At 46.9% G+C, this 12,342-nt stretch carries 11 protein-coding genes; 4 read left to right on the top strand and 7 right to left on the bottom strand.

The window, feature by feature from the left end; genetic code table 11:
- Window positions 1-547 precede the first annotated feature (547 nt).
- The 7 genes from BWI97_RS13840 to BWI97_RS13805 all read right to left on the bottom strand — a co-directional run bounded on the left by BWI97_RS13840 (window position 548) and on the right by BWI97_RS13805 (window position 8,485).
- Window positions 548-1,039, bottom strand: coding sequence for a hypothetical protein (locus BWI97_RS13840; protein WP_146010935.1), 492 nt, complete (start codon window positions 1,037-1,039; stop codon window positions 548-550).
- A 717-nt stretch (window positions 1,040-1,756) separates the two neighbouring features.
- Window positions 1,757-2,653, bottom strand: coding sequence for a class A beta-lactamase, subclass A2 (gene bla, locus BWI97_RS13830; RefSeq protein WP_102201390.1), 897 nt, complete (start codon window positions 2,651-2,653; stop codon window positions 1,757-1,759).
- Window positions 2,654-3,034: 381 nt separating this feature from the next.
- Entirely contained in the window at window positions 3,035-3,283 is a 249-nt protein-coding gene (locus tag BWI97_RS13825; protein ID WP_094811127.1) for a hypothetical protein, read from the bottom strand.
- 782 nt (window positions 3,284-4,065) lie between these two features.
- The gene (locus BWI97_RS13820; RefSeq protein WP_102201389.1) at window positions 4,066-4,992 is read right to left on the bottom strand and encodes a PPC domain-containing protein; all 927 of its coding nucleotides are present in this window, start codon (window positions 4,990-4,992) and stop codon (window positions 4,066-4,068) included.
- Window positions 4,993-5,075: 83 nt separating this feature from the next.
- Window positions 5,076-5,780, bottom strand: coding sequence for a 2-phosphosulfolactate phosphatase (locus BWI97_RS13815; protein WP_094811123.1), 705 nt, complete (start codon window positions 5,778-5,780; stop codon window positions 5,076-5,078).
- 108 nt (window positions 5,781-5,888) lie between these two features.
- The gene (locus BWI97_RS13810) at window positions 5,889-7,721 is read right to left on the bottom strand and encodes a DNA polymerase III subunit gamma/tau (RefSeq protein ID WP_102201388.1); all 1,833 of its coding nucleotides are present in this window, start codon (window positions 7,719-7,721) and stop codon (window positions 5,889-5,891) included.
- 140 nt (window positions 7,722-7,861) lie between these two features.
- Entirely contained in the window at window positions 7,862-8,485 is a 624-nt protein-coding gene (locus BWI97_RS13805; RefSeq protein WP_102201387.1) for a Uma2 family endonuclease, read from the bottom strand.
- Between the two features lie 337 nt (window positions 8,486-8,822).
- On the opposite strand from BWI97_RS13805, the gene BWI97_RS13800 reads away from it, so the two are divergent.
- The 4 genes from BWI97_RS13800 to rpmA all read left to right on the top strand — a co-directional run bounded on the left by BWI97_RS13800 (window position 8,823) and on the right by rpmA (window position 11,750).
- The gene (locus tag BWI97_RS13800) at window positions 8,823-9,995 is read left to right on the top strand and encodes an aminotransferase class I/II-fold pyridoxal phosphate-dependent enzyme (protein ID WP_102201386.1); all 1,173 of its coding nucleotides are present in this window, start codon (window positions 8,823-8,825) and stop codon (window positions 9,993-9,995) included.
- 47 nt (window positions 9,996-10,042) lie between these two features.
- Window positions 10,043-10,882 carry a prephenate dehydrogenase gene (locus BWI97_RS13795; protein ID WP_102201444.1) on the top strand — a complete coding sequence of 280 codons (840 nt, stop codon included), beginning with the start codon at window positions 10,043-10,045 and terminating at the stop codon, window positions 10,880-10,882.
- A gap of 213 nt (window positions 10,883-11,095) precedes the next feature.
- Window positions 11,096-11,407, top strand: a complete 312-nt coding sequence (rplU, locus tag BWI97_RS13790) for a 50S ribosomal protein L21 (RefSeq protein WP_094811119.1) — start codon at window positions 11,096-11,098, stop codon at window positions 11,405-11,407.
- 70 nt (window positions 11,408-11,477) lie between these two features.
- On the top strand, window positions 11,478-11,750 hold the full coding sequence (rpmA, locus tag BWI97_RS13785; RefSeq protein ID WP_094811117.1) for a 50S ribosomal protein L27: 273 nt from the start codon (window positions 11,478-11,480) through the stop codon (window positions 11,748-11,750).
- The last annotated feature ends 592 nt before the right edge of the window (window positions 11,751-12,342 follow it).

Here is a 12,342-nt window from a genome sequence, read left to right as displayed (position 1 = left end):
CATATAAAACCAATAATCCGATGACTGTTAATCAGAGGGTCGCTGGTTCGAGCCCAGCTTCGGGAGCCTCAAAGTCAGCCACTTACGGTCAAACGTAAGTGGCTTTTTCTTTTATTTGCATAACATCCGATTTTAAGACACATCTGCGAGTGAGAGAAAGAGGAGAGAAGAGTCGGAAAAATTTCATCAAAATACGCCAAGGGGGTACTCTGGTATAGTTGCTCGCACAGAAAATATTTGTTTGATTAAGATCTACGTCTCTTTCGCTACTAAATGGCGTGGCGATATTGGCATTTTTGACATTTTAGGAGTCGCCAATTTTGGCTACACCCTACCATTAGTCATTTCACATAAAAGTTACAGTCAATAGACCTTTGGTAGAGTCTCTTATCTCAGCGACTCCACGAAAAAAGATTTTGTTTGCCCGTCACTTCTGTGACCTACGTCCCTCTTGCTCTTACAAAGCACGTCTTGTGATAATTACACACGCTTGTCTAGCCTATCCCACGGTGAAATAGCTTATCCTGGATAAGTTTATTAACTGGACCTAATGATAAGGTAGGTCCAGCAAGTGCTTTGGATAGCTCACCGGAATCTCTAATGCCTCTGCTGCACCTAGAATTCTTTGGATCACCGCTTCCTGAGGAGGTATATAGAGGGATAGTCCCCATTCTCTCCATGAGCTAATGATTACCTGAGCCCCTAAGTTCATCAAGCTATGAATGGTTTCTAAGTTATACCCTTCCGCAGTGTGCGATTGCATGATTAGCGTAGGATTATAGGCAAATAACGGTTTATTGTATCTGCTTAAAAGCCTGTTCTTCCCTATCAGTCCAAACACCTGATAAGTCTGCTTAGCCTGATGAAGCACTTCCTCAGTGAAAGCAGGAAGCATAAACAGACCTCTTAAGTCAAACCTGTTTTGGTCTATGACGGCTTTACTAAGGTTTTCGTGTAAGTGATTTTTGAAAGGATTCCACCAGATGGCCCCCGTCAATAGCTCCTTAATAAGCCTAAAGCCTTCATCTTGGTGTTGCAAGCCGATGCTGTTAAACTTCTCTTTTGGGTAAACTAGCACGTGGTATGAGTGAAGATCCCCTTTTGCTTTTAAAGTACCAGCTAAGAATAAGGGATGTAGTAGAGCACTAGTGAGTTGGATAAGATGACAAAGGCAATAGCAAACGTATAACTAAACAAGCCTGAAAATTGCCGAGCTTGCTTGGTAGAGATTCTACCTAAGGTTGAGTGTATTCACTTTTAGGTCCCCCTGATAATCAAAATCCTCAATTTTGAGAAAACCCTAATTTTCAATCTTATCCTTCACAACTTGGGGAAGTTCTGAAAAGAAGTTAAGCTTAGCCACTTGCTCCAGCTGTCTCACGGTCAGTTGTCATCTCCACCACCCGGTACCAGCCACATCCTGGCTGTTTGGAATGAGAACGGCAATGACTTCAACCTTTTCACTAGCAATGCGTTTAAGATCGTTCGTGCCCTCAGGCATAATGAGGAGACTACCTTCCACCAAAACTGAGGAACACTGACCTTGCTATTGGCAATCGTATTGGCTGATCCATTCGAGCCTGCACCTCCTTTCTGATGTCCACCCGCGTAGATGTAAGCTTCATAGTCTAGCTCCACTTTGGTTTGGCAGTACTACTCTAAATCATTCCAGACACCTCAGTGCAAGGCAGGATTCTGCGGAATCACATTCGCGTGGATAAGCAAAGTACAAACGATTCATGCATTCCGCTCCCAATCACTTCGCCCGGGCAAAGTGATCATAAGCCAGCTTGGCAATATCGGCTATGATTTGCTCATTCTTCTCTATCCCTTCGCTTGTGTTTGTTACGAATACGCTAATGGCGATGTGTTTGCCGTTGGGTAGGGCAATGAAACCGACATCATTCACGGCACCCATCATGCCTTCTTTATTCGTGCCCGAAGTACCCGTCTTGTGAATGACCAGGGTGCTCGTGGGAAGTAGCTTCTTTAGTCGGTTCTCACCCGTAACCGTTTCGGTCATCACCTTCCATAAGAAGTCATGACTACGCTTCGAGAGAATTTTTTGCTGATAAAATAATTTCAGCAGATCGAGCATGGCCGCCGGTGTGGTCCAGTTGGTATACTGAACGTCCCAGTTTCCCTTGGCCTGCATGGTTTCTTCCGTTTCCCGAATAGCCACCTCTTTTATGCCCAACTGGTGAATAAAGGCATTGACCTGTGTAGGTCCACCCAGGAGCCTGAAGAGATAGTCGCAGGCACTGCCGTCACTTTCGGAAACCATGTAGCGGATGATCTCCGAAAGGGGTAAATCTACTTCGCCATTTGGATGATCTTCACCCATCGGACTGTGCAAACCGGGTACGAGATCGCTCTTTTTCACGTGCAGCTTCTGCTCCAGCTTAAATCGTCCTTTATCGACTTCTTTCAACACGGCTAATGCCACGTGAAATTTATAAACACTTTGCATGGGCAGGTGTTTATCGCCGTGGATCAGCAGGATCTGCTTGCTGGCAAAATCGTAGATACTTACCCCAACAGTCGCTTTCTTAGGTTGGATAAGTTGTTCAATCTGGTTCTGTAAAGACTTCACCTGGGCATGCAGGGATGAAAACATAAAAAGCAGCCCAACGACTAATAAAGGGATTCTCATATGGGTAGTGACTGGGAATTTAGGTTTAGATTGAAAGATAAGAAAACCACTCATTCTGCTCTGAAATTTTTATGAATACGATCAGCAATAGCTGACAATAAGATCAAATGAGGCAGACACATGAACATTCCGCAAGGCCTGCAGGTCTACTGAATTCTGAACCAGTCCGCGAAGAAAGCTTTATTTTACAAGACAGAATGCTGGTCAGGCCCCTCTGAATTTATGTTTTTACGCCGAAGTTATTCATCAGCGTCAACCAAAGGTTTATGAGGCTAAAATCGGAACTTTATTTCCTAGCAGGTGTCCAGGTCATCAAACATTCCGTGAATGAAGCGTTTAGCTTTGAAAAATATTGATAAACCCTGGGAAGTACTTCTTCTGTTACAAAGCAATGAGTTCGTCCTGGTGAAAGATACCGCTCTGCCAGTTTCCCTGAAGATCATTCCAGCCGCAGCGAACCATTCCCTTGAATACGCGGGGGCGGGGCGTCATTTCGATATTACTGAGGTCTCTTGTTTCGATGAGTTCCCGGTTCATATCCTGATCCATGCGGTTTTCCAGTACTTCCCGAATCACGTCCAGCTCTTTAAACCATTTTACTTTTTCACCGATTTCGAATTTCCGTATCATTAGTATGTACATTTACGTGTGGATTTATCGGGGTAATCTGGCAAATCATAGAAGAGCGATAAAGATAGATTAGCCACCTATCTTACCTATTCCGTTTATCGAGAATACGTACCCGTTCATCGGGCAAATCCTGCCAAACAACGAATATTCCTAACATTTACTAAGGACCTTGCGTGTTTTGTCAGGTAATCCGTTTCACCTGCCCTCTTAGAAGCGATTACTATTCAGCATTGAATCTGTTACCGTAAAGGTAAATAACTGATATTCAATATTCCCAACCGCCACGGGAAATGAATTAATCCCACCCTTTAATACATATGTACTTTGCCCGTTTTATTCTGGCAAAGTCTATATCGTTTACTTCGGTTATGAAAAAAATTATTTACCTACTGCTTATGGCTATTGTCTTAGGCGTAATCGGCGGCCTTCTGGAAAGTCATACGCAAGTACATGCCTCTTCCGAAAAGGCTCAAACCTCTCGTTAAAGAAAGCGGTACTCTGATAAAACGCAGTATTTTCATTTACGACTTTCAAGTCGGCTGAAATGCTATATCGTAAAAAAACCGTCCGGCAAGGCCAAACGGTTTTTCAAGAATTAACCCACACCTTTAACTTAATCGGTGAATCACAAAGTTAGGGAGAGAATAGCCTGAAAACAGGATTATTCTACCCTATTTTCATTTTCTTACCATGTGTTAATAGGATACAGTGTTTTTATAAGCACTGTATTAGTACCTTATAACCTGGGTGTTTCGATGTATAGAGTGTTTTTAAGACTTCACCTAATCCAGTCCTAACACAACCTGGTATTTTTTCTTTCCTGCTTCTTTCAGCATTACGGTCAAAAAGTCGGTATAACTCGACATACTGAACTCCTGAAATTTTTCACCCGAGAATTCGTCACTTTGCCAGCCATCCAGGCAGGTTTTCACTTGCTGTATGTATTCTTTATGCACTTGCAGGGCCTGTTCTTTCGTAGGAAATTCTGCAAGAATCGTCTGGTACTTCATTTTTTCCTGTTCGGTTTCCAGTAGAATTTCGGAAGGCTTTCCGGGTAGAAAGGCAAACGCAGTCTGGTAATGTTCCGTTATGCCCGCTTTTTTATCCGTTCGGGTTTTCTTTCCCTTGATTCGCGAAAAATGATCCTGGTGCTGGGCTAGCAAAAAGTGAATCCGATCACAGAAACTCGCCGTTTCTGCGGGCAATACGGATTCCGCCGGAAGCAGGTATTTTCGGATCAGATAATCTCCCGTCTGATTCGGATCGGTTGAGGAAATTCGTAACGTGTACGTACCGGACGCGGGTACTGTATATTTTAGTTTCTGTATACTAAAGCCCGGAAACTCTTCATGATCCGTTTGAGTCGTTACTTGTTTATCGGGCGTTTCCAGGGAAAAGGAAACGCGGTACCAATCCGAAGCTACTTCCAGCCGTACTTCCTCGCCAGCGTTTAGGGTCAGGGTGTAGGAATCCGCGTAGCGTTTCTCAGCATCTGCTGCATCTGTTTTACTCAAAGTGCCTTTCACTACATCATACGCAAACGCCTGCCCAGCCTGCAAGCGATGAGCATCCAGAGCGGTTTGCGAAGCGGCCGGAGCCTTTACGGTTACCGTTCCTTTCTTTCGGGCCGGCTTACGTTTTTTTACTTGCTGAGCAAAGCTGGTAAAGGCTAGTAAGCTCAATACTACTAATAAGAAGGATTTTCTCATACACGACAGGAGAAGAGGTTTGAAACAAGAACGCAGACAAAAGCTAGCTTCTGTCTGCGTCCGGTATAAAAAAATAAGAAAAATTACATCCGTACGAGTTGATTGCCCCGTAAAACGGGCAGTACATCGTACAAGTCATGTTGTAAACAATACGAAATGTCTTTGTGAATGCCCAATCGGTGCAGGCGGCGTACGTGAGAAGAGTTGGCTACAAAGCCCAGCAAATCATTCTGAGCTCCTGCGTACAGGCGTTGAGCCATCATGGCGGCGTCTTCAGAAATCATGAAGTCATTCTGTAACCGATTTACCAACGCTCCCGCAAACAAGGTATCCTCTAAGTTCGGCTTGCCTTTCCAGCCCGCACACAAAACCAGCACATCATACTGCTGCGTTCGCAAGTAGGCCGCTAATGCTTCCAGGTTCAGAAATGACCCAATCATCACTTTCACTGCCGCCCGCGACTTGGTAATCGCCAGCGTACCGTTAGTAGTGGTTACAGCAATGGTCGAACCGACAAACTTTTCGTTCATGTAACTGAAGGGCGAGTTATCCAGGTCGAAACCATCGGGGGTCATGCCATTGCGTTCAGCAGCGGCGTAGTAGCCCTGATCGCGTAGTTTAACACACTCATCGATACTCGCCACTGGAATAATGGATTGAACTCCATACGCGAAGCCAGTAACCATACAGGAAGTGGCCCGAAAAATATCCACAACCACAACAATAGCATTATCAATTTTGTGCTGATACAGCAACTCGGGAGTCAGGCAGACGTCTATTTGTTTCATTCGTGATGGGCCACGCGGAGTCATCTACTCCAATTCGCGGCGGCAAAGATACTGAATGTTAGGAGGGAAGCGGTACATCTGGCTAACAATACCGGGATTAACCAGACTTTACCAGTCGAAATCCAATCCCAGACTATTTTTTAATTCGAGCAGAGCGGGATTTTTCTCAGCGAGATAATTAAATTTTTCGGCTTGCGTATAGGGCTGACGACTCGTTTGATGTTCAACCAGAAAGCCGTGAATTTGAATTTGACCGTTCTTTAGCGTCTGCCGGAGGTACGTCAACAGATCCGTTTTCAGATCGCTGAGTAGTTCCAGTTGTACCGGATTGTCCAGTCCTAACTGAATAACGTGTCCTTCCAGGGTGAAAACACGATCCAGCATGACCACTTCCGTCATCGAGCCTTTTCCCCGGCGAATTTCTACAAATTCCGCCCAGGCCTTGTGGAGGTCTTCTTCCGTATACGACTGTCGAAGTTGAATAATGGCCTCTTTCTGTTCCGAAGAAGCTTCTGATTTCTCCTCGAAATTATTCAGATCAATGGTCACCTTCAACCGGGAACTGCCATTCACCGCTTTTACTGGCCGAGCGGGCGGGGGAGGCGTGACCGGCTCCACAGGCACTTCTGCCACCACGGGTGAAGTTATTACAGGTGGAACTACTGGCGTCGGCTCGGGGGCTGGCGTTTCTGCTACTACCACAGGGGGTGCAGGCGGAACAACCGGGGAAGGGGTAACGGCCGTTTGGCTAACTACGGGCGGCGTTACGGGTTCAGTTGACTTTTTTTTTTCGGCTTCTTCCGTATCGGACTGCGTAGGCAACCCGGCCAGATTCAGTACGGAAGGCAGGTGAGCCATCTTCGAGAGCGTAATCTCGACGTGCAGCCGTTGTTGTTTCGCCTGTTTGTAATTGATGTCGCACTGACTGCCCAGACTCATCGCTGACAGCAGGAACGACAGCGAGGTTTTCGCCGATTGTTCGAGATAACGATTCTGTACTGATTCCGAAACTTGTAATAAACGTACCGTCGATGGATCCTTACAGACCATCAGATTTCGGAAATGCTCGATTAAACCGACCACAAACTGGTGTCCGTCGAAGCCTTTTCGCAGAATTTCGTCGAACAGGAGCCAGGTCTGGGGTACACTTCCCGCCAACAACGCATCAGTCAGGCGGAAGTAATAATCGTAGTCCAGAATGTGCAGGTTATTCAGTACATCGTGGTAATGAATCTGACCATCCTTGGAAAACGTAACGTTCAGATCGAACATTGACAGAGCGTCCCTTAACCCACCGTCGGCTTTCTGAGCGATCAGTTCCAGAGCATCATACTCCGCTGTAATGTCTTCTTGCTGAGCGATCGAAGCCAAGTGATCGGCCATATCCTTGATCTGAATGCGGTTGAAATCGAAAATCTGACAACGACTCAGAATCGTGGGCAGAATTTTATGTTTCTCCGTCGTCGCCAGAATGAAAATGGCGTAGCTCGGCGGCTCTTCCAGTGTTTTCAGAAACGCGTTAAAGGCACTCGTCGAAAGCATGTGTACCTCGTCAATGATATACACTTTTTTGCTACCCATCTGGGGCGGATAGCGTACCTGATCGATCAGGTTCCGAATGTCTTCGACGGAGTTGTTGGAGGCCGCATCCAATTCGTGTACGTTCAGCGAAGCATTGTTCTGAAACGCCACGCAGTTTTCACATTCCCCGCAGGGTTCTACGTGATCGTCCAGACGAAGGCAATTGATTGTTTTTGCCAAAATACGGGCACAGGTCGTCTTGCCTACGCCCCGTGGACCGCAAAACAAAAAGGCCTGAGCCAGGTGATGGGTTCGAATGGCGTTTTTGAGCGTCGTTGTAATGTGCGACTGTCCCACTACCGAATCGAATGTCACCGGACGATACTTCCGTGCCGAAACCACAAACTGCTTATCTTCCATGCCGTGAAGTTACGAACGGATTTTCGTTTGTCCTTCGGGAAAGGGCCAGCTTGTTCCTCAAAAAAAGCGGCGACAAAGCTCCATTTTTTGCGAAGATTTGTCGCCGTCCTTCTGTTTCTCAAAGTGTTACGAAAAAAGGATTACCGGATCGTAAATTCTTCTTCCGGTAAATTTTCAATCTGGCTATACACGTCGTCGATCAGCAGATACGCATCAATCGATTGCAGGTGTACCATATCCGAACCGTGCTCGGCCTGAAGTACCAGAGCCCAGTGTTGCGACTCATTTTTTCGCCATAGCTCGGCGTAGATGCGACGGGAATCCACCACCAGATATTCCTCCAGACTTTCGAGGCTACGGTAGTTCTCAAACTTACTGCCCCGGTCGTAATTACTACTGCCCGCCGAAGACACTTCAATCAGTACCGTCGGATTCAGCAGCGTATCGACCTGATCGTCCGAAAATTGGGGTTCACCCGCCGTAATGGCCAGATCGGGGTACGTGTAGAAATTCTTGTCGGCTACGAAAACTCGCTGATCTTCCGTGAAACAATGCCCGCTTCCCCGTTCGCTCAACTGCTCTTGAATAGCCCGGCTCAGGTTGGTCTGGATGGCATCGTGTACACTAACGGTGTCGGCCACTCGCTCATTCAAACTGCTCATGGCCAGGAGCTGGCCGTTGAAATACTCGCTTCGTACAGTTGTGGTACGCTCAATTTGCAGGTATTCTTCCTGACTAATAAATGTTCGCTGAAGGTTAGCCATAATGCGTGATTTAGTTAGAAGTACGAACACAGGTAACTCAAAAATTTTTTGCCAGCTACCTACGCTTGGACGCTGCCTGCTTGAGAACGTTTAGCGTTGGCTAGCAGTGCTTACCAATGCCCGTAACATTTTCAGTCATTTCTTTGGCGATTCCAAAATTCCCGGATACTTTTGCCCGGTCTATTGAACACGATGGCAACTTTTCTGTACACGGCTTCTTATTATTACTACTACGCCAACGCGTAGAGCCGGGTAGGAAATTGTCTTTTCAGAAAGCATCGTCACATTCCGCAGCCGGCCCGTATGGAGTCGGTTTTTTTGTTTTATACCCAACAACATGGCAACGATTCAGCCCGCCCAGCGGCTCAACCTGGTACAGGAGTACTACTTTTCGACGAAACTCAAGGAAATCGCCGAAATGAAGAGCCGCGGCCTCGATGTGATTAACCTTGGTATTGGTAGTCCGGATTTACCTCCTTCGCCCCAAACCATCGAGGCGTTGAGTAACTCCGCTCACAACCCAAAGCATCACGCGTATCAAAGTTACGTTGGGCTTCCGGCTCTGCGTCAGGCTTTTGCGGGCTGGTACCAAACGTATTTCCACGTGGAGCTTATTCCGGCGAACGAAATTCTGCCCTTGATTGGGTCGAAAGAAGGAATCATGCACATCGCCATGAGCTACCTCGAACCGGGTACGATCGCTCTGGTGCCTAATCCAGGCTATCCCACTTATCGGGCGGCTTCCTTACTGACGGGTGCGGAAGTACAGGATTACGAATTATCGGCGGAAAACGGCTGGCTACCCGACCTGAAAGCTCTGGCCCAGACGGACCTTTCCCGCGTACGACTCATGTGGGTAAATTACCCACATATGCCAACGGGTGCTCAGGCGACCCCTGCCTTGTACGAAGAATTAGTGGCTTTCGGAAAGGAACATAATATCCTGATTGTCAATGACAATCCCTATAGTTTTGTATTGAATGAAACCTATCAGAGCATTCTTGCCGTACCTGGTGCGAAGGAAGTGGCTCTGGAGCTGAACTCCCTTTCCAAATCCCACAACATGGCGGGCTGGCGAATGGGTATGCTGGCGGGGGGAGCCGAACACGTTTCGAATGTGCTTCGCTTTAAATCGAATATGGATTCGGGCATGTTTTTGCCCCTGCAGGAAGCGGCCATTCAGGCCCTGGCGAATCCGCCGTCCTGGTACGCCGACCTGAACGCGATTTACCGTGAACGGCAGAAGAAAGTATTTGAATTACTTGATCTACTAGACTGTGCCTACGATTCGCAACAGACGGGTATGTTTGTCTGGGCCAAGATTCCGGCTTCGTACGCTGATGGCTACGCTCTGTCGGATGAAATTCTGTACAAAGCCAACGTCTTTATTACGCCGGGTGGCATTTTTGGCTCACAGGGTAACGGGTACATTCGAATTTCGCTGTGTGCGGAGGTAGAGGTTTTCAATGCCTCGATTTTACGCATTCGGCAGATAAAAGGTATTTGTTAGGTTTCACCCCGCTGAACACTGAAAACCGTAAACTGAAAACTACGAAGATGACGATCGCAATTGTGGGTATCGGATTAATCGGGGGCTCGATGGCTCTTGCTCTCAAGGAATCCGGCTATGCTCAAACCATCATTGGGGTGGATAAACAGGTCGAGCACGTCGTGAAGGCTCTTGAGCTGAAACTAGTCGATAAAGTGGCCTTGCTCGATGATGCCATTAACCAGTCAGACCTAATTATACTGGCCGTACCCGTCGATGGGTTGCTGAGCCTGCTTCCTTACGTACTGGATCGGATTGATAAACAGATTGTGATTGACGTGGGCTCCACCAAACGCCCAATCGTTGAAGCAGTCAAGAATCATCCCAACCGACGTAGGTTCGTGGCCACGCACCCGATGGCGGGTACGGAGTATTCCGGGCCTGAAGCAGCCGTCCGGGGTTTATTCACCGGAAAATACAACGTCATCTGTGACGCCGCTGACTCGGATTCGGACGCCGTAGCTACCGTGAAGGAATTGTACGAAGCCATCGGGATGAAGATTACGGAGTTTGATTCTACTTCGCACGATGTTCATACCGCTTATATTTCCCACATTTCGCACATTTGTTCGTTCGCCCTGGCATTGACTACGCTGGAGAAAGAAAAAGAAGCGAATCGCATCTTCGAACTGGCAAGTTCGGGTTTTGCCAGTACGGTCCGTCTGGCCAAAAGCTCGCCCGAAACCTGGATTCCCATTTTCCGGCAAAACCGGGAGAATATCCTGGATGTCCTCGACGAATACATTAATAACTTATTGAAATTTAAGGGATTAATGTTATCGGACAGCTACGAAAAATTCCAGAGTTATCTGAAAGAAGCGAACGATATTCAGCGAATTCTGGAGTAGTTTGAGGTTAATGGTTCGTAGTTGTTGGTTGCTGGATGTTGGGTCGTATTGATGATTGTTGGTGAACACATGAAGAGCCCAACAAACAACCAGCAACGAAAAACTAACCACTAATCCTGATCAATCATCAACATTTTTTTCCAGAGATTGCTGATTTTCAAAAGATTTTCTTACCTTTGCAGTCCATTTTTCAGGACCAAACATAAGTAAGAAATGTACGCAATTGTCGAGATCGCAGGTCAGCAATTTAAAGTCGAAAAAAACCGCTACCTCTACACGCATCGTTTAGCGGGTGAGGAGGGTGCTGCCCTTGTGCTGGATAAGGTTCTGCTGGTGGACAATGACGGTGTAATTACAGTAGGTGCTCCCACCGTAGCGGGTGCCACTGTTTCAGCCAAGATCCTTAACCACGTTCGTGGAGAAAAGGTCATTGTCTTCCGCAAGAAACGCCGCAAGGGGTATCAGAAGCAAAACGGCCACCGTCAAGACCTGACGAAAATCCTAATCGAAGAAATTTCATTGTAATTAGTTGATTGTTCTTGGTTGCTGGCAAGTCCACCAGCTAAAAACCATCCACTAAAAACCAAACAAGATCATGGCACACAAAAAAGGGGTCGGTAGCTCCAAAAACGGCCGGGAATCGGAAAGTAAACGTCTCGGCGTAAAGATCTTCGGCGGACAAGCAGCCATCGCTGGTAACGTGCTGGTTCGTCAACGCGGAACTCAACACAATCCGGGTCGCAACGTAGGTATTGGTAAAGACCATACGCTATTTGCTTTAACGGACGGAGTCGTTGAATTTAAGAAAGGCCTGAAAGGTCGTTCTTTCGTTAGCGTACTTCCCGTAGCGGTTGAAGCTGAAGCGTAGTTTACCATCCGGTAAAATCATTGAAAAAGCCTGTCTGACAAGTTCAGACAGGCTTTTTTTATTCCAGTTTGTAAGGCTGACCGATTTGCGATTTTTAAACGATGTGTACTCTATCACCGAAATACGCATAAATTTATCTGGATGGAGGGTACGATAAACCTCGCATGCTCATTCGCCGTTCCAGATTTGCAGTCTGGAACCTGCCTGCGGCGTATCGATACGTACGGGATCACAAATCCCATTCATTCTGCTATTGGATGACAACTCCGAGAAAGAGGAGAAATTCGCGTCTGTGACGCGAAATCCTACCACCCCGATCATTAACCATGACGGTTGAAATCGGAGTAAACCTGTACACACGCTCAATCCGATTCACTCCGTCGAACATCTCAACCCCGGAGGGGTTTAATTTGAATAGCCCCGTATGAAATGCGGGGTGTGTCCCGCCCGGTAGGCACAGCCTACTAATTAAAAAGTCCGTAGTGAATACTACGGACAACCCGTCCCGCTATCTTTATCGATTTTACCTTCCAAAACGGAAAACGGAAAACGGAAAACGGAAAACGGAAAACGGAAAACGAAAACSAAACGA

Origin of the sequence: Siphonobacter sp. BAB-5405 (assembly GCF_002872335.1) — a bacterium.
Lineage (GTDB): Bacteria > Bacteroidota > Bacteroidia > Cytophagales > Spirosomataceae > Siphonobacter.
This window is presented reverse-complemented; position numbering and strand designations above follow the sequence as displayed.

Bases quoted from the DNA above. Each gene is read 5' to 3' on its own strand.
- bla (WP_102201390.1), bottom strand. From the start codon at position 2,653: ATGAGAATCCCTTTATTAGTCGTTGGGCTGCTTTTTATGTTTTCATCC.
- BWI97_RS13825 (WP_094811127.1), bottom strand. From the start codon at position 3,283: ATGATACGGAAATTCGAAATCGGTGAAAAAGTAAAATGGTTTAAAGAG.
- BWI97_RS13820 (WP_102201389.1), bottom strand. From the start codon at position 4,992: ATGAGAAAATCCTTCTTATTAGTAGTATTGAGCTTACTAGCCTTTACC.
- BWI97_RS13815 (WP_094811123.1), bottom strand. From the start codon at position 5,780: ATGAAACAAATAGACGTCTGCCTGACTCCCGAGTTGCTGTATCAGCAC.
- BWI97_RS13810 (WP_102201388.1), bottom strand. From the start codon at position 7,721: ATGGAAGATAAGCAGTTTGTGGTTTCGGCACGGAAGTATCGTCCGGTG.
- BWI97_RS13805 (WP_102201387.1), bottom strand. From the start codon at position 8,485: ATGGCTAACCTTCAGCGAACATTTATTAGTCAGGAAGAATACCTGCAA.
- BWI97_RS13800 (WP_102201386.1), top strand. From the start codon at position 8,823: ATGGCAACGATTCAGCCCGCCCAGCGGCTCAACCTGGTACAGGAGTAC.
- BWI97_RS13795 (WP_102201444.1), top strand. From the start codon at position 10,043: ATGACGATCGCAATTGTGGGTATCGGATTAATCGGGGGCTCGATGGCT.
- rplU (WP_094811119.1), top strand. From the start codon at position 11,096: ATGTACGCAATTGTCGAGATCGCAGGTCAGCAATTTAAAGTCGAAAAA.
- rpmA (WP_094811117.1), top strand. From the start codon at position 11,478: ATGGCACACAAAAAAGGGGTCGGTAGCTCCAAAAACGGCCGGGAATCG.